The 22222-nt window shown below is 37.6% G+C and carries 14 protein-coding genes, 1 tRNA gene and 3 pseudogenes; 13 read left to right on the top strand and 5 right to left on the bottom strand.

Annotation, left to right across the window (positions count from 1 at the left end; translation table 11 throughout):
* The first annotated feature begins 23 nt into the window (after window positions 1-23).
* The 12 genes and pseudogenes from DIZ80_03300 (at window position 24) to DIZ80_03245 (ending at window position 9236) form a co-directional block, all read left to right on the top strand.
* The gene (locus DIZ80_03300) at window positions 24-2396 is read left to right on the top strand and encodes a phenylalanine--tRNA ligase subunit beta (protein RDH84516.1); all 2373 of its coding nucleotides are present in this window, start codon (window positions 24-26) and stop codon (window positions 2394-2396) included.
* Between the two features lie 2 nt (window positions 2397-2398).
* A complete protein-coding gene (gene ihfA / locus DIZ80_03295; GenBank protein ID RDH84515.1) occupies window positions 2399-2698 on the top strand; it encodes an integration host factor subunit alpha in 300 nt (99 codons plus the stop codon).
* Window positions 2679-3035: a MerR family transcriptional regulator gene (locus tag DIZ80_03290; GenBank protein RDH84514.1), complete on the top strand. Its 357-nt coding sequence runs from the start codon at window positions 2679-2681 to the stop codon at window positions 3033-3035. The genes ihfA and DIZ80_03290 overlap by 20 nt, the downstream gene beginning before the upstream one ends.
* Window positions 3036-3149: 114 nt before the next feature.
* Complete coding sequence (locus tag DIZ80_03285; protein RDH84513.1) at window positions 3150-3461, top strand: hypothetical protein; 312 nt, start codon at window positions 3150-3152, stop codon at window positions 3459-3461.
* 264 nt (window positions 3462-3725) lie between these two features.
* Window positions 3726-3802 (top strand) — tRNA-Pro (locus tag DIZ80_03280).
* Between the two features lie 405 nt (window positions 3803-4207).
* Entirely contained in the window at window positions 4208-4888 is a 681-nt protein-coding gene (locus tag DIZ80_03275) for a hypothetical protein (protein ID RDH84512.1), read from the top strand.
* A 595-nt stretch (window positions 4889-5483) separates the two neighbouring features.
* A pseudogene (locus DIZ80_03270) lies at window positions 5484-5567 on the top strand (hypothetical protein).
* Window positions 5568-5916: 349 nt separating this feature from the next.
* Window positions 5917-6510, top strand: a complete 594-nt coding sequence (locus tag DIZ80_03265; GenBank protein ID RDH84511.1) for a hypothetical protein — start codon at window positions 5917-5919, stop codon at window positions 6508-6510.
* A gap of 1059 nt (window positions 6511-7569) precedes the next feature.
* Window positions 7570-7650 (top strand): annotated as a pseudogene (locus DIZ80_03260) (VPLPA-CTERM sorting domain-containing protein).
* On the top strand, window positions 7651-7860 hold the full coding sequence (locus DIZ80_03255; GenBank protein ID RDH84510.1) for a hypothetical protein: 210 nt from the start codon (window positions 7651-7653) through the stop codon (window positions 7858-7860).
* A 12-nt stretch (window positions 7861-7872) separates the two neighbouring features.
* Window positions 7873-8292, top strand: a pseudogene (locus DIZ80_03250) (nuclease).
* A 71-nt stretch (window positions 8293-8363) separates the two neighbouring features.
* Complete coding sequence (locus tag DIZ80_03245; protein ID RDH84509.1) at window positions 8364-9236, top strand: hypothetical protein; 873 nt, start codon at window positions 8364-8366, stop codon at window positions 9234-9236.
* Window positions 9237-9412: 176 nt separating this feature from the next.
* Here DIZ80_03245 and DIZ80_03240 read toward each other — a convergent pair whose 3' ends face one another.
* From DIZ80_03240 to DIZ80_03220, 5 genes are all read right to left on the bottom strand, one after another.
* Window positions 9413-9820, bottom strand: coding sequence for a hypothetical protein (locus DIZ80_03240; protein ID RDH84508.1), 408 nt, complete (start codon window positions 9818-9820; stop codon window positions 9413-9415).
* Window positions 9807-10046, bottom strand: coding sequence for a hypothetical protein (locus tag DIZ80_03235; protein ID RDH84507.1), 240 nt, complete (start codon window positions 10044-10046; stop codon window positions 9807-9809). The genes DIZ80_03240 and DIZ80_03235 overlap by 14 nt, the downstream gene beginning before the upstream one ends.
* A gap of 2 nt (window positions 10047-10048) precedes the next feature.
* Window positions 10049-10315 (bottom strand): DNA-binding protein, encoded by a 267-nt coding sequence (locus tag DIZ80_03230; GenBank protein RDH84506.1) that lies wholly within the window; start codon window positions 10313-10315, stop codon window positions 10049-10051.
* A gap of 132 nt (window positions 10316-10447) precedes the next feature.
* Window positions 10448-11152 carry a hypothetical protein gene (locus tag DIZ80_03225; GenBank protein ID RDH84505.1) on the bottom strand — a complete coding sequence of 235 codons (705 nt, stop codon included), beginning with the start codon at window positions 11150-11152 and terminating at the stop codon, window positions 10448-10450.
* Between the two features lie 3 nt (window positions 11153-11155).
* Window positions 11156-12412 (bottom strand): hypothetical protein, encoded by a 1257-nt coding sequence (locus tag DIZ80_03220; protein RDH84504.1) that lies wholly within the window; start codon window positions 12410-12412, stop codon window positions 11156-11158.
* A 707-nt stretch (window positions 12413-13119) separates the two neighbouring features.
* Between DIZ80_03220 and DIZ80_03215 the strand changes: the two genes are divergently transcribed.
* Entirely contained in the window at window positions 13120-21843 is an 8724-nt protein-coding gene (locus tag DIZ80_03215; protein RDH84503.1) for a hypothetical protein, read from the top strand.
* Window positions 21844-22222 lie beyond the last annotated feature (379 nt).

Genomic DNA, 22222 nt, shown 5'->3' with positions numbered 1-22222 from the left:
AATATAATTAATAGGCTTAATAGATGAAAATCTCACAAAACTGGTTACACGAGTGGGTTAATCCTCAGACAGATTTAGAGGAATTTTGCGCAACAATCACCATGGCAGGTCTGGAAGTTGATTCCATAGAACCGGCTGCTGGTGAATTTACTAATATTGTTGTGGCACGTGTGACATCGGTAGAAAAACACCCGGATGCTGACAAGTTAAATATTTGTAAAGTTGATGCGGGAAGTGAAGAGCTGCAAATTGTTTGTGGTGCATCTAATGTGCGTGAAGGTCTGGTTGTTGCCTGTGCAACGATTGGTGCTGTTCTGCCAGGTGATTTTAAAATTAAAAAATCAAAATTACGCGGTGTTGAATCATTTGGCATGCTTTGCTCTGAAAAAGAAATGGGTTTAGCTGATCAGGCTGATGGTTTAATGGAGTTACCGGATGATGCACCGATAGGCACAGATATTCGTGAGTATCTACAGTTAAATGATACGGTCATTGAAGTTGATTTAACGCCTAATCGCGCTGACTGTTTAAGTGTTGCAGGTGTCGCCCGCGAAGTAGCTACCTTATATAAAAGTGAAATAAATGAAGTAGACGTATCTAAAGTGGCTGTAGACATAGATGATACATTTGCAGTAAATGTAAGTGCTACTCAGGCTTGTCCACGTTACACCGGTCGTGTGGTTCGTGATGTTAATACTCAGGCTATTACGCCTTTATGGATGGTGGAAAAACTACGACGTGCAGGTATTCGTAGTTTGGGGCCCTGTGTTGATGTCACTAACTTTGTCATGCTTGAGCTAGGGCAGCCTATGCATGCATTCGATCTGGATGTATTGAAAGGTAGCATACAGGTTCGCATGGCAAATATCGGTGAAAAAGTAACACTGCTTGATGGTAAGGAAATTGAAGCCACAGAAAATACGTTGTTAATTACAGATGAAAATCAGGCATTAGCATTAGCAGGAATTATGGGCGGTGAAAAAAGTGGTGTAACGGATAGCACCAGAAATGTATTTCTTGAATCAGCGCATTTCAATCCCCTGGCCATCGCTGGCAAAGCACGTGAATACGGCATGCATACAGACTCATCTCATCGATTTGAACGAGGTGTGGACCCAGAATTACCAATAATCGCACTTGAGCGTGCTACGCAGCTGTTAATTGATATCTGTGGTGGTCAGGCAGGCCCTGTAGTTGATCAATCCTGTGAAGCCGACTTACCTGCACGGGAAGCTATTCAATTACGTCTGGATCGAATTAATCGTATGTTAGGTATCGAGTTTGATGCTGCTGAGGTTGAGTCGATATTAAACAGACTGGGTATGCAGTTAGAAAAGAATGCTGATGGCTGGATGGTAACCGCACCTAGCTTCCGCTTTGATATTGCTATTGAGGCCGATTTAATCGAAGAGATTATTCGTATTCACGGTTATAACAATATCCCTAGAAAGCTACCTACTTACCAGCCAGCAATGAAACCACTGGTAGAAGCCGAAATTAAGTTGCAAAGAGTTAAAGATGTGCTGGTTGAGCGTGGTTACTACGAAGCCATTAGTTATAGTTTTGTAGACCCTAAGTGGCAGGCAGCGATTGATCCTGATCTGGCACCTGTAAAGCTGGCTAACCCGATATCATCAGACCTGTCTGTAATGCGAACCAGTATCTGGCCCGGTTTATTAAAAGCGGTATCACATAACCTGAATCGCCAGCAGCCAAGAGTGCGTTTATTTGAAACGGGCCTGACCTTTGTTAAACAGGGTGATGATCTGATTCAAAATGCAAAAATATCCGGTGCAATAACCGGTACTATTGTTTCAGAACAGTGGTCTGCAGAAGAGCGAAAAATTGACTTTTTTGACGCTAAATCGGATGTTGAAGCCATTTTATCAATGGGAGGGCTAAATGAAGTTCTTTTCGAAAAAGCACAGCATTCAGCGCTGCATCCGGGGCAATCTGCACAAATATTTAAGAAAAATAAAGCCATTGGATGGATAGGTGCTTTACACCCAAATACCCAGAAAACACTTGATATTGACCCAATAGTCTATGTTTTCGAGGTTGATCAGGAATCTCTCTTAGAGGGCTCTGTGCCGGCATTTGAGCCGCTTTCTAAATTCCCTGAAGTACGTCGTGATCTGGCAGTATTAGTAAAACAGGAAATAGCGGTTGAAGATCTAGTTAAGTCAATTAAATCAGTCACTTCTGAAATATTCCAAGAAATTTTGTTATTTGACGTCTATACTGGTACTAATATAGAAGATGGTCTAAAAAGTGTCGCTTTAGGCTTGATTTTACAGGGATTTTCCAGCACTCTTACGGAAGAGGACGTGGAAAAAGAAATTAACCAGATTATCACCGTCTTAAATGACAAATATGGTGCTACACTACGGGAGTAGAAATGGCGTTAACCAAAGCCGATATGGCAGAGCGATTGTTTGATGAGTTAGGTCTCAACAAGCGAGAAGCCAAAGAGTTGGTTGAACTGTTTTTTGAAGAAGTACGAGAAGCTTTGGAAGATACATACAATGTAAAACTTTCAGGTTTTGGTAACTTTACATTAAGAGATAAAACTCAGCGTCCGGGCCGAAATCCTAAAACAGGGCAGGAAATACCTATTTGTGCCCGCAGAGTTGTAACGTTCCGACCTGGACAAAAACTAAAACAAAGAGTTGAGGCCTATGCTGGAAGCCAGCAATAATAACGAATTACCCGTAATTCCAAGTAAACGTTATTTCACTATCGGTGAAGTAAGTGATTTATGTGGTGTTAAGCCTCATGTGCTCCGTTATTGGGAGCAAGAGTTTACCCAGTTAAAACCTGTTAAACGTCGTGGAAACCGTCGTTATTATCAGCGTCACGATGTGATATTAATTCGTCAGATTCGTAGCTTATTATATGATCAGGGTTTCACTATTGGTGGAGCTCGCCAGCAGCTGACTGGTGAAACTGCAAAAGAAGATACTTCTCAGAGTAATCAGTTGGTTAAACAGATCAGAAATGAGCTGGAAGATATCTTACAAACGTTAAAGAAATAAATCCCCTTGTTGCTGATTAAGTCAAATCAGCAACAATCTAAGTGACCGATTCTACTGCTTACGCTCAAAGATTGTTGTTTGGTTTGTAATGAGCTTAAAATAAAAGGACTGAATGTGATCAAAAAAATAATTGTTCTACTCTCTTTTTTCATGTTTTCTGGTGCTGCTTTTAGTAATAACCTGGTTAGAGCTTATGAGAGTAATGAGGAATATTTTGTCTTCCCAACCTCATCAATTATTTCAATTGAGTACCAAAAAGACGATATGGAGTTATATGTTTTTCTTAAAGTGGCTCAAAAAGGTAAAACTCCCTGGAAACTATCAATTGAAAATATCCCCCAACAAACTGCAGATGATTTAATTCATAAAATGTTCGATTCAACTCGCAGTAAAATATTAAATATAAAAGTAGATGAAATCGAATAGCTTAAATTAGGCTGTAGTGTAAAAAGTAGAAATGTGTAAAAAATAAGAATAACCCATATATCCAATTCAATTTATGTATCTGGTATGTGTTTTTTCTCAATCCGTGTGCAAATCTCCTAATATCTAGCTTTAGAGCACATAACTGGCAGACTGTATTTATCGTGATTTTACTGTTTTACAGCAGTTTATGAATCAACCTAATTTATTGATAACTAAGAAAATACTTTAATCAGCCCCCCACTCAGTGTAAAATCCACCGCCTAACGGGGCGTAGCGCAGTTTGGTAGCGCACCACACTGGGGGTGTGGTGGTCACAGGTTCAAATCCTGTCGTCCCGACCAATTAAATCAATAGCTTAGGGTCTTATTCCGGACTCTGTAGCATCTCTTGAATACCCTGTAAGTCCGCATTAAGTCCAAGATATTTAATTTATATCGTTAAATTTCCAGTCGAAAAAGCATATTACTAATACCCCCCGTACCCCCTTATGAGCATATGGATAATTGGTATGTAACTCATTTTTACATGGGGTGGAAAATCTAGCTTAGGAAGTTGGAACTTTCAAACGATACAAATGTGAATGTTCTGTTTTCTGAATACCAAATAAGTTTTCCGACATCGTTAGTGATAAATGTGCCAAATGTTAAATAACCCTTAACATAATATGTTTATAGGAGTAATTTATATATAAATGTACGGCTATGTACATTTATAAAAATGATAATAAAAAGTAAGGGGTGGGGTTAATGGATAGAGGTAAGTTTTTAGCAGTAACGGTTCTGTGTGCTGCTCTCTCAATACCAACAATAATAAATGCTGCTGTTATTAATTTTAACGATGCACCAACTCACATTTCTGGTGGTGAAAGTATAGGCCCTATTTATTCGGAGAGTGGTTTTAACGTTTCAACTAAAGAGAATGCTGGAGTCTTTTCTTTGTGGGATGGTTGGCAATCTAATAGAGGTAGTAGTAACGGAACAACTACAGGATTTGTATATAACGACTTGTATGATTATGAAGTGCATTTCCGTGTTTCAAGTAATGATGATTCAGCATTTAGTATTCAGTCTATTGACCTTGGCGAAGTATTTAATGAGAACGATTCAAGCTATTACAGAAATGGAATGAATGGAATCATAACTGGTGTTAGAACGGATGGAAGTATCGTCGGTATGAGTTTGCAGCTTGATGGTGTATCTGATGGTATTGGTGGTGTCGAAGATTTTGAAACATTTTCATTTGATTCAGATTGGACAAATCTTTCGTATGTTGATTTTGATTTCACACGAGATGCTATTGGTTACGCCACTTACATAAATTTCGATAATATTGTTGTAAGTTCTGTGCCTATCCCTCCTTCTTTATTTTTATTTGGTAGTGGATTTATTGGATTGATTGGATTCGCAAGAAGAAAACACAATGCGTAAATTATTATTATCTACTCTATTGCTTTTACCTCTTACATCTCACTCTGCATTGGTAGGTAGATTAGCTGCTACTGAAGGTGGCATTGACTATCAAGCTTATTATGATACTGAAGCTGATCTTACTTGGTTAGCTGATGCTAATTATGCTCAAACTAATAATTATAGCGCTGCCAATAGTCTTGGGCAGATGACTTGGGGTCGAGCAAATGAATGGGCGGCGCAGTTAACTGTTGGGGGGTATGAAGGGTGGAGATTGCCAGAAACACTACAACCAGACCCAACATGTACTACCCAAGTTGGAGACAACTATTCAAGTGGCTTAGGTTGCATAGGGAGTGAGATGGGAAATATGTTTTATAATGTGCTTGGAGGTGAGGCGACTATAGGAATTACAGCTATCCATAATGAAAACTATTATTTATTTAGTAATATTTTGACTTCTTATTATTGGTCTTCAACACCAGCTGAAGCTCCTAATTCGCCGGACAATGGCTTCAATAATGCTTTCGCATATTCATTTGGTGGTGGCGCATTGACAGGAGCATACACTGATACCAATAGATTATATGCATGGGCTGTTCAAACTGGAGATGTTAGTGCAGTACCTATACCAGCTGCAGTATGGTTATTCGGTTCAGGACTTTTAGCTTTAACAGGATTTGCTAGACGTAAAGTATAAAGTTAAATTGTCATAATTTAAGGGCAGTTTTTTAGTCGCTTTTTTTATTGTCGTTAAGTTCTGCTTTAGGGTGTTATCGGAACTCTGTAAACCATTCCACAAACTACTAGTTATAGCCATAAGCAGCATTTAACGATTCTTGATATTCAAGCTACATTTTCAAAAGCAGTCTCTCACCCAATTTGTGCTAAGTGAGGTGAGTTACATACAAATCAAATCCAACCTGTTATTTTCTTATATTACAAAAAGAATATAAAATGAAATTCAGGAAATTAGCATCAGCTACTACGGCTTAAGTTTTATCAACAAAAGATGCTGCTGGCAAACAATAATAAAAGTGTAAAGGAAAATGACATTGAATAACGCTGCGATACGGAGTTTATTATTTTTTATAATATTAAGCTCTATTGTGAGCTCTGCCGGTGCTTCAATAATTAACCAGTATACATCTTTGGATGAATTTGAGCCGTCACTAGATGTTCATCGAGAAATTAATTTTACAGGGATGTATACAGGTACAATTGTTACAACAAACTTCTCTTACTTGGGTATAAGGTTTTGGTCTGATCCAGTCATAACCTATAGTTCTCGATTTACTACAGATGGTATGGGGTTAAGTAGTCGAAGAGCTATTCAGATGGATTTTTCATCTCCAATAAACGCCATTGGTTTTGATAGTCCTGGAAATCAACAAATATATCTCTATCTTGGCTCTAATTTAGTGGGGTTTACAGATTATACAAGTCCGGCGGCTAATCCATTTCAGGGGGTAATAGCCACTTCATTTGATAGAGTTCTGTTGAGAAATTTGAGTGGAGGGATAGTAGAGTTTGACAACATACACTTTGGTACAGCGGCTGCAGTGCCTATACCAGCTGCAGTATGGCTATTCGGTTCAGGTCTTATGGGTTTAGTAGGGCTTGCTAGACGTAAGAAAACATAAAAACTAATTCGATATTGATTATAAAAAAGGCGGCTTTAAGTCGCCTTTTTTATTTGTTATGAGTGTCTGCTTCTGGCCGTACTGAGAAGTTAATCTAAATACTTCGAAGTTCTGCTTAAGGGTGTAAGCGGTTATTGAGTTTATAAATATTTTAGTTATAAATAGCTTCCCCCGACCCCTTGTAGGGGTATAAGTAGATGGAGATGTAGCCCGTTCCCACATGAGAGGGAAAATCGGGTTTAATCTAAAAAAACAGCCAAAAATACTACCCCCTTTAAAATTTGTTTAAGGTAGTTGTAGGTATCTACCTAGTGACTATTGAGCCCCACATAGCAACATGTCGATAGAATGCAGCCGGAATAAAATATTAACAAGGGCGGGGGGAGGTCACATGCAATTACTTTTCATAAATCCAAATCAAGCTATTAGTTAATTTATTCAGTTATGTCTATATATACTTGTTCATTAAAGTTCATTCCTGTAGTGTCATTTAATAAATATATAAATGATCAGGGTGTGGTAATGGGCGGTTCTTCAGGCAAGTTTTTTTTCAAAGTATTTCTAATCCCAATTCTTTCAGTTCCAATAATTTCTAATGCAGCTTTAATCGAGCGTTTGGGTGGGTTGGCTTATTATGATACTGAAGCGGACTTAACTTGGTTGGCTGATGCCAGTGCAGGTGGCGGGATGGATTGGTGGGATGCTAATGCCTGGGCAGCGGATTTAGATGTAGCGGGTATAACAGGTTGGCGTTTACCAGATACGCTGCAGCCGGATACGAGTTGTGAGAGGCAGTCAAGTGGCGGGAATGCATATGTAGGCTACAACTGTACTGGCAGTGAAATGGGTAACCTGTTTTACAACGTGTTGGGCAATACAGCAGGTTTGCCTAGCAACGCGAGTCCATTCAGTAACGTTCAGTCAGGCTGGTATTGGTCTGCCACAGAGACCGAGTTTAGTACATTCAGCTCGTGGGCCTTCCGTATGGACGATGGCAGTCAAGACTACTTAAGTAGGGCTACTTATCTCAATACATGGGCAATTCACGATGGTGATGTAAGCGCTGTACCAATACCAGCAGCAGTCTGGTTGTTCGGTAGTGGTTTAATTGGATTGATAGGTTTTGCTAGGAGGGAATAAATGTTTCATAAATTAACGTTGCTCATACTAATTTTATGTATTAGTGCTCCGATATATGCAGGTTGGTTTAATAAAGATGGCACAGAGTTATATCTTTTAAGACGAGGAATGGAAACACATAGAGCGATCTTTGATGAGGCATCAGATTGTGAATTAATTGCAAAAACAATGAACAAAGCAGAGCCTAAAGTAAAATGGTTTTGTAAATAGTATGTGAGAATCATGCGCTTAATCATCTTCCTTCTTTGCTTATTATCCTTCAGTGTTTACGCTAAAGATTATGGCTCAGTTGTCGTTTCAGAAGTAACTAGTATTTATGACGCTGATACCTTTCGAGTAAATATTAAAGGCTGTCCTCCCATAATCGGTGAGCGCATACCTATTCGTGTATTGGGTGTGGATGCACCTGAAATTAGAGGTCGGAGCAAGTCTGAAAAGTTAGCAGCTAGAAAAGCTAAGAAATTCACTGTCCAGGTTTTACGTTCTGCAAAGAAGATTGAATTACGAGATATTAAACGTGGTAAGTATTTTTGAATACTGGCTAATGTCTATGTGGATGGTAAGAACTTATCTAAGCAGTTAATTAAAGAAGGTCATGCTAGGGTTTATGATGGTGGTAAAAGGTTGGATTGGTGTAAATGATCCAATTATCATTTTCCTGAGTCTTTCTCATCTAAAGTGTTTTCTTATTTATTAAATAGTGAATTAATATTATGTATATTAGATTTATATTATTTGTTCTGATGTTATTGAGTTTTTCTGTATCACATGCAGGGGCGGGAAAAATATTTTCTGAATTACTAGAGCCGATAGTAAGAAAAGGAGCTAAGTATTTTGATGAGGCTCCTATAGGTGTAGGCCCAGTAGAGGTAGTGGGTTCAGTGCAGGGTCAGAAGTACCTATACAAGGATTTGTTAAGCAGGCTGACGAAAGATAAGAATTCGGTTGAGTATAAGGTTGCTAGTCTTGTTATTGAAGAAGTAAAGAAATGTAATGTAGGAGTGAACGATTATTTGGAGTTCCTGAAAATAAATGTTCATAATGAATCTCCAATTAAGAATGCTTTGTTTGATGAAGAAAGCATAAAATACATGAATCGTTATAAAGTTGTCTGTGATGTGAAAGATATTAAGTTTCTGGGGTCTGGTGAAAGTGTGGATGAAATTAATGAATTTGCATATGCAGAAGTAACAGGGGTTATCACAGTGCCTGGGTTGTTTGAGATTCAATCTAGAAGTATCGATTCCTTTAAATTGTTAGTGGATAATTGGAAGGTTTGGGATGTTGTAGCATTAGAGTTGGATGCTGAAATGACCACAAAAGACTGGTGGATGTACGATCGTGAAGCAAAGAAGTGTTCGATTCTTGATGATAAAGAAGATGTGCATCCATTAGCTCTCCTAGAACAAAATGATGAATTAAAGTGTTCTACAAAAGGAGTGATTAACGATTCACTATTGGTGAGATGTAATAGTGAAGAGCTTAGATCGAAACATAATATTGCGTATTTCACTAATAGAAAAGCATGTGAGAAATTTGGAAATAGTATAAGAGAGTATAAAAGTCTAGATATGGATAAGTACTAGATAGAATCGAGTTATGTGTGTATATATGGTAAATATATAAAGGTTACCGGTTTGCGGTTTAAAGAAATAAGGAAAATAGCTCAGGCTATACCGATATGCGGTTTAATAGATTTGGTGTGTTTCAGAGGCTGTACCGGAATGCGGTTTAACTTGCACCGGAATACGGTATAGAGATTTTAATTTTCTGGATTAATTCCTTTCTTCCAGTAAGCGAGAGCTGTTTTTGTAGCTGACCTATCTAGCTTGCCATGGCATTCATCAATAGACCAGATTGTAAGTGCATATAAGTTGCATTTATTTCTACCTCCTTGTCTGGTTAATACTAACCAGCCTTTGAGAAGTAATTCATTCTTGGCTTTCAGGATAGTGTCATTTGAGTTCCACCCCCATTTCCTCATGTTTTTATAGGAATAATCAAAATCTCCATTGTTGCTTCCGTTATATCTTGCAATAGTGTCTATTAATAACTTTACAGCTTTAGCGCTGAGGCTTCTATAGTTTTCAGAATTAGTTACAGTGTGAGGTATTAATGAAAAACTACCGCTCTCCTTGCGGTTTTTAGCTTTAATTTTATTTTTCGCCATTTTCTAAGTACTCAGCTTGCTGAATTGCTGCTGTAGTCGTTGGTGTTGGCCTAAAATCATACAATTCACAGGATTTCATGTGACATAGATAAACCTGCTGCCTCCAAGTGCCTAAACCGTTGGATTGGTCATAAATACAGTCTTTACAATGATTATCTACAGCTTTACGTAAGCCTGTTTTTTGCGGGTTTTTAGGTGGATTTTGAGGGTTATTTAATTGAGGCATACCTATATACCCCCTTGCTCTGGTTTTGGTGTTTTCTGTTGTGTATTTGTCTCGTTTTGAGGGTTTGGTGAGGACTTTGGAAATGATTCAAGCCATGTATCTAAGTCTTCTATTAAGTAACGGATTGAGCGACTACCTAATTTAATCCAGGCTGGCCCAGATAATCTATTTTCACGTTCACCATTCATTCGTGATTGGCGTAGTAGTGATCGACTTACAGATAAATATTCTGCGGCTTGTGATTCGGTTAAAGCTCTTTGATGATTCATAGTGTGCACCTGTGTTATTCAATGTGTCTGTGCAAACTATGACTTAAAGTGATTGGTGTAACTATGTCATGAATTTATAGCTTTCTTTAAAACTCGTGACATTTTTGTGATGAGGTGAGTAGGTAGTGTTATTTACAGTGGTACTTTTCCTTGGGTTTGTCTTTTATATGTTTCTAATCGATCAATATATTGTCGATGGTCTTTTAAGTGTCGTTTGATTTGCCTATCTTCAATATTTAAACCGTAAAGTGAGCATAAGTGGATAATTGCAGTTGTCGAAGCTTTGTTAAAGTTAGAAATTAGAAGGTCATATAGTTGAGTTATAACCTCCTTATCTATTAAAGAGCCTTTGTTTTCTTTTGGGTATGATGTCGGTGCTTCATCAGTTAGTTCGTCTTTGAGTCGTTCTAATAACTGACGTAATTTAATACCGTCCATCAAGTTTTCCATCTGTAGGTCATTACTAAGTAGTTCAATTAGTTGGATTGTTGGTTTGAGTGCTGCTTTTTGTATGGATTTTTTTGTTATTTTAGGCGTGAGTTGATGGTCTATACCGTGTAATAATATTTGAAACACGGAGCTGCATACATTCGAAAGGTATATGGCATCATGACTGTCCAAATCGGGAGTAGAGATAATGCTTGCTCGAGAAAGTGTTTTAAGAGCTGATTTAAACCCTTCTTGGTTCTGAATCCAAATAAATACAGGTTCATCAAGAAAACTAAGCCATTCTATTTTAATTTTTTCCTCGTTTATAAATAGTGTTTGAGTAGATTTTATAAATGTATAAAACCTATCAGAATAGGATTTGAAGTCATCTCTCGTTGGATGATTCATTTTTCACCTTTGCTGGTTGTTTTGCATAGAGAGTCTTTCTACTGCATCTGCCTTATGGTCAGGTGCTAAATGCGCATACCTAAGTGTTGTCTTTAAATCAGTGTGGCCTAATAATTCTCTAACAGTGTTTAGTGGTACGCCTGCCATTACTAATTTAGATGCAAAGTCGTGACGTAAATCATGCCATCTAAAACCTGTTATACCTGCGCTTTTAATAATACTTGCCCATGATCTTTTAATAGTGTGAAAACGGTTACCTTTTTTATTAGGGAAAATTAACTCATTATCTGATGCATGGATTTTCCACTGAGTGAGAGTCTTTATGACTTCGTGATTTAAGGGAATATGACGGGTTTGACCTGATTTAGCAGTTTTACCGTGTATGGTCAGTGTTTTTGTATCTAAGTTGATATCAGTCCATTTAAGATCAAACATCTCGCCACGTCTTAATCCTGTATTGATTGTGAGTAGTGTCATTGGGGTAAGATGGTCAGCATAAGAGTAATTTGTTATGTCTGGGTATAGGTCATAGCCTCTTTTCTCACGCCATCGATTTGCATTCTCTCGTTCATTGATTATCTTGTTATCACGGTCAATTAGAGCTTTTCTTAAAGATGCTGTTTCATGATCTGATAGGTATCTTACATTTACCTTTCCATCTGTTTTAAATGGTTTTAATGCTGAAAGAGGGTGTGTATCTATTATTCTCCATTCGACTGCCTTAGAAAGTGCTGATTTCAATGATGCTATATCTCGATTGATGGTACTGGCAGATATGCCTGCTTTCTTTCTATCAGAACGCCATTTATCAATTATCCAAGGGTTAATCTCAGAAAGAGGTTTTTGATAAAACTGATTAAAGTGTCTTTTTATAGTTTTTATCGTTTCTACACCAGACTTGCGGTGAGTGGTAACCCATTCTTCGTATCTATTATTTATAAAACCTTCGAGTGTTTTAAGTTTTTCTTGCATACCTTTAGCTCGGTCAGACTTTCTATTGGTTTGAATGTCTTCATTGTTAGCTATTTTTCCAGCCAATTTTTCAGCAATATCACGAGCTTGAGTTGGTGATAGGCTGTTTGTACCGATTTTATATCTAGAGCGTTTGTTTGCCTTATTTCTATAGGATAGGTAATAGGTCATTGAGCCTGATGGTTGGACTCGTAATAGAAAGCCCTTAATTTCAGTGTCCAGGACTTCATATGGTTTAGTAGAGGGTGTTAGAGTCTTTACTGATGTAATAGTCAGTTTCATTTTCATATGAATCTCGTAAGTCCACTGTAAGTCCAAATGTATTGTACAAGTATGATATCTAAGTGTACAACAAAATGCATGTGAAATGATATAGGCGTTATTGTGTGGTCTTATTAGAGGTGTATTGTGGTTTATGGCTGTTCAGCGTGAAGTATTGATTTTACTAAGGGAAACCCACTGGGGGTGTGGTGGTCACAGGTTCAAATCCTGTCGTCCCGACCAATAAAATCAAATGCTTGAACTTCATGGTTGGGGTTTAAGCTTCTTAAGGCTCAGTTTGGGCTGCTTTAAGTCTTTCCGCTCAATTCAGTTATTAGCAAGAGAGTTGATGTGTGTTATCACACAGACATCAATGAACAAAACCGTCTATTATCTTTTTGTCGTTATCTAAGATTCTAATGTTCCATAGAATAAGGACATACTGTGTCCTTATTAGTAGTTTCTTATTATTCAGGCTAGTTTAAATGCTATAAGATTAATATTAACATCTTAGAAGATGAAGTAGGTGTATAGGGTGTACGGTAATGCTTAATTATAAGTTTTTTATGCGGCAACATTTCTGCGTGCTGTTCTTTTAGTTCTAACAACAATAAGCTCTCTACTAATGGGTGGTGATGTAGAGAGTGTACGATTATAAAGTTTTAATTTTTTAAAATGTGTTGATATCTAATATTTTATTAATATAAAAATATTAATAAATAAGTGTATTGTTGATGAATAAATATTGTGAGATTTGTATGCGTTTGAAGATTTTTTATTTAATTAAATTTAATATTTTTTTAATTCTTATTTCAGTAAGTTCTTTTGTCAATTCAGCAGAGAAAAATCTGGTTCTAGTAGATGCTGTGATTAATGGCGATATTAAGCAGGTTAAAGCATTATTAGAATCGGGTAGTAAGCCTGACGTATTTAATGTTGATGGTATAACGCCACTTCATATGGCAGTTTATAATGAAAATTCTGAAATCGTTAAAGATCTATTAAAGAAAGGCGCTAATCCAAATCTAATAGGTAAAGGTGAAATTGAGGGCTTGAGCCCATTAATGTTAGCCGTAGATGTTAAATCAGAAGAAATAATTTCTAATTTGTTGGGTTTCGGCGCTAACCCTCTTCTACAGAGTAGCGATTTAAACACACCACTACACTTTGTAATAAGAGTAGAAAATAATCAGGCTGCAATTGCCATGATTAATAGCCTGAAAGAATATAAAGATATGCCGTTAAATGAAGATGGTATGTCACCATTTTTATTAGCGATAGATAACGGTAATTATGAAATTGTTAAAGTGTTTCTAGATAAATTTGGCAATGAAATAATTAATAATACAAAATCAGATTACCCACCTGTGTTAGTTATGGCTTCAGCTAGTGGAAACCATGAGTTGTTTGAATTAATTCTAAATGCCGGTGCAGATATTAATGTTTTTTCAAAAGGCATTGATGGAACAGGTGTCCCTTATTTTCATTATGCAGTATATGGTAATAATAAATCAATAATAGATAACCTTCTTAAAGTTGTTGTTGATATTGATATTGCTACGGAGCAGGGTGAAACGGCTTTATATGCTTTGTTCTATGATTATGAGGCTGGGTATGATGATGTGATATTAACTCTGCTAAATTCAAACGCAAGCTTGCTTAAGCTTACAGCAGAGGGGACTTCGCCCTTGGGTCTGCTAATGGAACTAGATGATGAAGAACTTTTCAATAAAGTTAAGTCTTATTTTAGTGAAGCAGAATACTCTCAATTACATGATTTTGATTTATTAAGAGCGGTTGAAAATGACGAAGTTAAGAAAGTCAAAGCTTTATTAGGTAAAGGCGCGAATCCAAACTTTATTACAAACGGTGGCCAAAGCCTCCTATATGTGGCCATAGATCAAGGGAGTGAAGATATATCTCGTTTATTAATTGATCATGGTGCGAACGTTAATCTATTGAAAGATTCCGAAAGCCCGCTTGTTTTGCTGGCTCTAGAAATGGAAATGGCTGATGACTTCATTGTGTTATTAATAGAAAAAGGATCAGATGTTAACGGGGTTAATGAAGATGGTGATAGTCTGCTGCATTTGGCATCAAAAAATGGCAACGCTAAACTAACTGAATTATTGATAGATAAAGGAGTGGCTCCTGATGCTTCAGGAAATAATAAATATACTGCTTTACACTACGCTGTAATATCAGATGATAAAGAGGTATTTAAAATGCTTCTTGAGGCGGGAGCAAATGTAAATATCAAAGATGAGTATTCTGAAACGCCCGTTACCTTAAGTCTTAATAAAGACAGAATGGAGTTTGTTCATTTGCTAATTAAACATGGAGCAGACTTAAAAGTTAAAGATATTGAGGGGTTCACCTTAGCTCAACGCGTTATTTTATCTGATGATATAGAAGCATTGTCATCGCTGATGGATTACAAAAAAGAGTTGTTTGCTGATAAAGCGAATCATTCATTAATTCATTTTTCATTACAGCATATAAAAAATAAAGCAGTTAAACAACTTGTACGCTCTAAAGCGTTGATTAATGGTGTTGATAAAGATGGGAATACGCCATTACATATGGCGTCCAGATTAGCCAATATTGGAGTTGCAAAACTGTTACTAGATAATGGTGCGAGTGTTAATGCTACTAATAAGTCTGGTCGTAGTGCACTCCATCTGGCTGCTAAAACAGGTGATGAAGAATTACTGGAATTATTACTGGATGAAGAAGCTGATCCTTTAATAAAAGATAATAAGGGCTATCTTGCCTGGCAGCTGGCGTTTCAGCACGGTTGGCAACCATTGGTTAAAAAACTTGTTTCTGTATTGCCTGTACCAGATAAAAGAACTAATGACTCAAGGCTGTTTGAAGATCAGCGTATAGCTTACTGGAGTGCGCTTTATCTTTCTGGTCAACGAGATGAAGCATTGGCACGCATAGAGGAAGACCTTTTATCTGATAATCCACATCCATATGCTTCAAGAGCATGGACAGGTGTACATAGCTTTTTAGAGAATACTGAAGAGGCTTATAATCAGTCAGATGAAGAACTAAAGCTTGCATTGGGTATAACGCCGGTTGTAGAAATAATAAAAGAAAGCTCTGGTAATGAAGCAGTGTTAAAACGTTTTACACCAGATATGGATTACAAAACAGGTGATTTATTTGGTTTAATTAGCCTGGCTTATTCAGCCGATGCACTTGACAGGGTTACTGATAAATATCGATTTTTATCTATTGCTACACGTTTGCATCCCGATTTTTTTCAAACTGCCTGGATGTCTGAATCAGCAACTGAACTCAATCAACCTGAAGTTTCCTCAATTGTCAGTTCATTATTAAAATCTGCAGAAATGCAAAAAACATTATGGAGTGATTATGTTTCAACGCCATTTACTCAACATCGTTTGTCCTCTACAGATAAACAGTTAGCCGTTAAAAAATGGCTGGTGGAGCGTCCGAATGATGTTCGAGCCTGGACTGCTTTAGGTTATTTGTTGAATGGTAATGAACGTTTTGATTTATCTCTTGATGCACATTTTAAAGCATTTATCTTTTATCCCTTTTATGCAAATTATGACAATGCTCTGGAGCAGTTAATAAAACTTGATAAGTATGAGCAGGCTGAGCGCTATGCAATGCAGTTGGCTCAAGTTTTAAAATCACAATCATCTAATGAGACTTATGAGAGTATCGGTAAACGATATTTTGCAGATGCGCTTAAAGAGACTGGAGATAAAGGCGCAGCCAGAAAAGTTGTTGAAAAGGCCCTTAAGCAATGGCCCGATTCATATAAGTGGAAAAAATTAATAGGAAAAATTGAACGCAATACAGATAGAAACCATCAGGCATTGGAATATATTCAATCTTCGATTTCTTTAAACCCAGATAAAAAAGAAAATCAGGTTTTATTAATTAAGTTACTTCGAGATACAGGGCAAGTAACAGAAGCTTTGTTGCAGTGGAATAAAGCAAAGGAAATTATTATTAATAAAGATGCTGATTTCTATCTATTGGCTCTGAATATGCTGGAACAGAGAAAAGAGTTAGATAAGTTAGATGTTCTCTTAAAAGAGGCTTTAACGCATACGCCTGAGTCATCGAAATTATTGAGAAAAAAAGCCTCATTACTCTGGCAAGCGGATAATAAATCTGCTGCGTTGAAAATAATGAGAAAAGAGGTTATCCGTTTACCTGGCGACTCAACCACAGTTGATCTTTACGGTGAATACCTTAAACAGGGCAATAAAACAAATACAGTTGATGAGGAATGGTCTAAATTGCTTCAGCAATATCCCTGGTCTGAGGCATTGTGGAGTTGGAAAGCTGAAAATTTATTATCGTCTGATAAAGCGAAATTAGATAACTGGGCTAAGGCTAAAGTTGTAAATCCAGGTGTTGTCTGGCCGTACTATAAAACGCTGGATTACTATATTGATAAAAAAGACTGGGATAGCTGCTTTGCTGAGATTAAAGATTTTGATCAACGCACTAAAGAATTGCAGGTTAGCCAGTCTGATTTAATGCAGCGACATCGCCTCAAAACACTGATAATTAGTAGAGTCATTAAATACAGGTATCTATCCGGAGACGTGCTATCACAGGCCTTTAAAGATCTGGAGACTTATCGAGATCTCTTCGGTGATCTGACTACCTATTACTCTTATTTATCTGACTTAAAACTGGCAACAAAAGATGAGGCGGGAGCAGCACAGGCATTGTATCAGTGGTCACGTTTAGATAAAGACAATCGTTCACTCTTTCACGATCTTGTGAAGTACGGGAGTGAATTACCCAGAGATCATACATTTGGATATGGTTATAGAATGGTTGAAAGGTCTCCATATGATGAAAGTGTTCATAATAGCTTTCTTCATAAGCATGTTTTATGGGGTGGGAGTCCAGTTGTGGCATTAATGTACATAGAAAAAATGAAATTAAAAGGATTACCTGTACCCACCAGTTATGAAAAAAGAGCAAGGGGGCAGCTAGGTGATTCTGTTTCAAGGTTTAAAGAATATATAAATAATACCAGTGTAGGTGAGGGGCATCGCTATATTGACTGGTTTCATGATGCTCGTAAAAAAGCACTATCTGATAGTGCGCAGGAAATCATTTATCATTTTGATAAATCTAAAGCTGAATTAAGCATTATTCAACCTGATGGTCAGGTATTGGTTAGAAGGGACAGTCAAAAACTCGGAAAAATTGAATACCTTGGTCAGGGGGCAACTTTTATAGAAGCGCTATATTCTTCTGACACAGGCAGCTTGATTGCGCTAAAAGCATCGTCAGGAAAAACAGTTCACCTTAATTATAATGACGCAAATCAGATTACGGTTATGACTGGTGTTAATGGTGAGACGCTTACGTTTAAATATAATAAATTGAATAAACCTATTCGAATTGCCATTAAGGATCTTGGTGAAATTAAGGTAACGTATGATCAACAGGGTGAAATTAATAAAATAAGTTCTGATTCAGGGCATAAAATGGCCCTGAAAGTGACTCAGAGTTTTCAGGATTTATTAGGCTTGTCGACTTTGTTTAAACGATATTCACGTACTGGAAAAATGCCAGTAATATCTGCCAATGATGAACACCTCGAAGCGCTTGAAGGTGAATATCAGCAAGCTTTAAGTATACGTGCTGATAACCTGTCAGTATTACAAAATACATATGTAGAATATCTGGTTAAACATGTTAGAGATCATCAGGATAATTACCATAATGCCAGAGAAATTTTAGATGAAACACTCGATGAAGTTATTCATTTATGGAGTAATGGTCAGGCAGATCCAACCAAAGAGGATATGCTTACAGCTGCTCGTTATGCCGAGCTCTGGCATCAGTTAATTATTACGGTTAAACCCAGAGGGTTACCTCAGGATGACTTTGCTCGCTGGTCAAAACATAAAGCATGGCTGCATGATATGTGGCTTAAGAGTGGTAAGGATAAATATAAAACTGCGCTAAATACAATTAACCAGAATAAGGCAAAACTATTAAGAGACGCTCAGTGGTTGAGTCGATCCAGATTATCAAACTCAGGCTACTGGAATCGATATAGTAATAAGGAAATATTATCTGATAAGAGTATTAAAGCAGAAAAAAAAGCGATACTGGTACGTAAGAATGGAGATGTCGTTGTAGGAACCAGTCAGGGCATACAGGTATTACGTAGAGGGTTCTGGGAGTGGTTTGGATACAGTGAAAGTGATCAACGTTTTTCACATAACATTAATCGTCTTGGCCTGAATGAAACATCTTCTGTACTTGCGCTTGCTGAAACATCGGATGGTGTTTTGTGGGTGGGTACTGAAAATGGATTGATTGCTATAACAGGTAAATATAGTGGAGAAACGAAACGTTGGATAACAAAAGGTCAGGGGCTTCCATCACCTAGAATAGAGCACCTTGTTGCAAGAGGTAAAGATATTTTAGCAGGTACTACAGCAGGTCTCGTACGGGGCGACATCAATGCCTTCAGTGTTTTTGATGAATCATTAGGGCATAAAAGTATTCAGTTTATATCTGCGGGTAGCAGTGTTAATGAAGTGTTTTTAGTGGGTACAGCCGATGGTTTATGGGGCGTCTCTAGTGATGGTAAAGCGATTTTACTGGAATCGAACAAAGTTAAACATGCGATATATCACAGCGAATTAAAACAGGTATTTATACTTAAAGGGTTTGATGTTTTTCAGTTGTCCTGGGATGGAAGTCATAAAGTTTCGAGTAAACCGGTTTATTTATCAGGAAAGGAAGACTTGATTGTATCAAAAGAAATTAACGGACTTGCACTTTTGGAAGTACCTGAAAAGGGAATTAAGCCAGCTGTACTAAGTGACCTTGGCATAAATATATATCATGATGGCCATTTTCAGTATATGGACTTGCCATTTACAGAATTAAGAAACGGTATTCGTCAGGGTGCCGTGAATGTTTCTTTAAATGAGGAGGGGGATGCGTGGTACCTGACTCAGGATGGGGTGTACTCATTTAGACAAGGTCAGTCGAGACACATACGACTCGGTAGAGTGTTAGATATGGTTAATGATGGCGAGCTAGACTTTACGTACATTGCTACCGGAAAGGAAATTTATTATGTTAATGCAGATGACAATAAGCCAGAACCTGAACATTTTTCCAGTGTCAATGCAGAGCATTTAGCACTGTCGAAACAGGGTGTTCTGTTTGCTAATGATTACAATAAAATAGTACGTTTTAATCAGGGGGAATCAAGTGTACAGGAAATATTTGATGCAACTCCTTCAGTAGATGAAGAAGGCTGGAAAGAGGAAGGTGTGCGTCATATTTATGTAGCAAATGATAATAGCCTTTGGGTTGCTTCCGGTTCTTCATTATTTCACTGGCATGAGGGTGACGAAAAACCTGTAGAGTATAATTTTATTCTTGATTCAGAACGTTTTCCCTCACGCAGTAGTAAAATATCTTATATTTATGAAACGGTAGATGGAAAATTAAGAGTGATTGCCTCCGATGAAGGACATCTGGATTATAACGGCCTAAAGCTTATTGGTGGTGAGCTTGAATGGAATGGGCAGAAATTTATTCGTACATCTAAAGATGAAGGCTGGTTTGTTACTGCATATACTAAAGTAGACGAGAAAAATGCTATTGTAAGTACCAGCGGTGCTTTCTATCATGATGTTTCGGCTAAAAGAAATAGTTTTGCGGATATTAATTCTTATAAAACAATGCAAAAACAGGTGCCAATGCTCTGGTTAGGGGGCAAAGGGGCCAGGCTTTCAGGTGATGATAGCGCTGCATGGTTATTTCCATCAGCGGGTGGTATTGCTGTATATAATAATGGACGGTGGTTTTATCCTAACCGACTTAATCAGTTGTTACCGGATGACCAATCATTGGGACAGTATGGAGCGCGAACTGTGCATGCTGTTGCAACAGATAAGCAGGGGCGTATTTATGCTGGCACAGATCTAGGTTTACTAGTATATGAGTCTGAAGGACTAGAAGCATTCTTGATGTCGAATGAACGTGGTGGAAGTTTAATTTCAGATAATGAAAATCAACACAGTAATTTCTTAAAGAATGTTTTTCTTGATGAGATAGATTTGAAATCTGAACAGGGGAAATTACTTGTTCGTTATAAATCCCTGTCAAAACAGATGAAATCACTGGAAGAAAATATTCAGGGTGCGGGACAAAATAATAAGCAAGATATGGGAGATTCCACACAAAAAGGAAGTGTTGATAAAGGTATTGATAAAGAGGCAATTAAGAAAAAATTAAAATCAAAACAGCGAGCACGTCAAAAGCTGTTAGCAAGAATAGAGCAGGAACATCTAGGTTTGTATCAACTAATGGATCCAAGGGCTGTAGATGCATTAAAGGAAAATCTTTTAGCTGAAGATGAAATATTAGTTCAATATTTGCCGACTAAGAAAAATCTTTACATCAATGTTACTACTAATAAGGAATCTTTTATAAAAACAGTTAATGTAACTTCTGACGAATTGTATAAAAGAACTGTACGTGCTGTTTCTCATATGAAGCGGGGTGTGCAACACCTAAAGGTTCGCGGTATTAGCATGAAGAATAAAAAGGAGGCCGGATTAGATCGAAAATTAATGCAGCAAGCATGGAAAGAAAATGAAACTCTAGCTAAGGAAGATTTAGCGTGGTTGTACAATCAGCTTTTAAGGCCAATTGAAAACAGTCTTGATAATAGTAAGCATGTATTTATTTCACCTGTTAAGCAGTTGGCTTATTTACCATTCGCAGCACTTATACGTCAGGATGGGAATGAAACAGTGTATGCGGTTGAGCGGTTTAATTTAGGTGTAATGCCGTCTTCATTGCACTTGCAGTTAGTGAGTGATTTTTCAGAGTCGTACAGTGATGGAGTACTGTTTATTGCAGACCCAGATGGTAGCCTGCCTGGCGCTAGAAAAGAAGTTGAGTTGGTGAGTCAGATGCTTGTAGCTGATGGAGCAAACCTGACTGGCAAAGATGCAACTAAAAACAATATAAGAGAACACTTGCCCGATGCAAGGCTGGTGCATTTTGCAACGCATGGCGTTTTACACAAAAGTAACCCGAGTGAGAGCTATCTATTGCTTGCTAATAAAAAACGTCTGGATGTTATCGATATATCACAAATGGATATGGGGCAAACAGATCTGGTGATTCTTTCTGCCTGTGAGTCTGGTATAGGTATCGATGGAATGGAGTATGCGACATTAGCAAGGGCATTTGCTCATGCAAAGGTACCGTCAGTGTTAGCTTCATACTGGAAAATTCATGATGCGGCCACGCAAATGTTAGTTGTAAATTTTTACAAACAAATGGAAGAGGGCGGCAATGTCTATAGTTCGCTTGCAATGGCGCAACGTGAAATGTTGAAACAGAAAGGGAGTTTGTCTCACCCATCTGCCTGGGCGAGTATTTCTGCTTATGGAAAACCCTGATTATACATTGACTTATGCGTGTAACAGAGTGTTGATTGATGTGTATTTGGTTAATCTTTTTAAATAGTATGTTGGGGGATGAAAATGCCCCTGTTTAGATTTGTCGTGATGATTTGACGTTTAGTGTGGTGATCACTAATTCAAATCCTGTCATCCCGACCAATTCAAAGAGCATAAGTGTATTCTGTATTCTTCAGGCTGTTTTTGGGTCGTAGCTGGTCTGGTATTATCTGCTAGATTCTATTCTAATGAGCCACTACCTTTCTACTGGCAGTTAGCAGCGCCTCAAAATTTTCTTGTCAAAGGTCTCCATACGACCCAAACAGGCAGGCATCTACTAAATATGTAAGAAATTTCTTTCAAGACTAACTAAATTTGT

This window comes from endosymbiont of Galathealinum brachiosum (genome assembly GCA_003349885.1).
GTDB lineage: Bacteria > Pseudomonadota > Gammaproteobacteria > SZUA-229 > SZUA-229 > SZUA-229.
This window is presented reverse-complemented; position numbering and strand designations above follow the sequence as displayed.

What these genes read in the sequence shown, in the direction of transcription:
- DIZ80_03290 (RDH84514.1), top strand. Translation starts at nt 2,679, where the DNA reads ATGCTGGAAGCCAGCAATAATAACGAATTACCCGTAATTCCAAGTAAA.
- DIZ80_03240 (RDH84508.1), bottom strand. Translation starts at nt 9,820, where the DNA reads ATGGCGAAAAATAAAATTAAAGCTAAAAACCGCAAGGAGAGCGGTAGT.
- DIZ80_03300 (RDH84516.1), top strand. Translation starts at nt 24, where the DNA reads ATGAAAATCTCACAAAACTGGTTACACGAGTGGGTTAATCCTCAGACA.
- DIZ80_03220 (RDH84504.1), bottom strand. Translation starts at nt 12,412, where the DNA reads ATGAAAATGAAACTGACTATTACATCAGTAAAGACTCTAACACCCTCT.
- DIZ80_03215 (RDH84503.1), top strand. Translation starts at nt 13,120, where the DNA reads ATGAATAAATATTGTGAGATTTGTATGCGTTTGAAGATTTTTTATTTA.
- DIZ80_03225 (RDH84505.1), bottom strand. Translation starts at nt 11,152, where the DNA reads ATGAATCATCCAACGAGAGATGACTTCAAATCCTATTCTGATAGGTTT.
- ihfA (RDH84515.1), top strand. Translation starts at nt 2,399, where the DNA reads ATGGCGTTAACCAAAGCCGATATGGCAGAGCGATTGTTTGATGAGTTA.
- DIZ80_03265 (RDH84511.1), top strand. Translation starts at nt 5,917, where the DNA reads ATGACATTGAATAACGCTGCGATACGGAGTTTATTATTTTTTATAATA.
- DIZ80_03230 (RDH84506.1), bottom strand. Translation starts at nt 10,315, where the DNA reads ATGAATCATCAAAGAGCTTTAACCGAATCACAAGCCGCAGAATATTTA.
- DIZ80_03245 (RDH84509.1), top strand. Translation starts at nt 8,364, where the DNA reads ATGTATATTAGATTTATATTATTTGTTCTGATGTTATTGAGTTTTTCT.
- DIZ80_03275 (RDH84512.1), top strand. Translation starts at nt 4,208, where the DNA reads ATGGATAGAGGTAAGTTTTTAGCAGTAACGGTTCTGTGTGCTGCTCTC.
- DIZ80_03235 (RDH84507.1), bottom strand. Translation starts at nt 10,046, where the DNA reads ATGCCTCAATTAAATAACCCTCAAAATCCACCTAAAAACCCGCAAAAA.
- DIZ80_03255 (RDH84510.1), top strand. Translation starts at nt 7,651, where the DNA reads ATGTTTCATAAATTAACGTTGCTCATACTAATTTTATGTATTAGTGCT.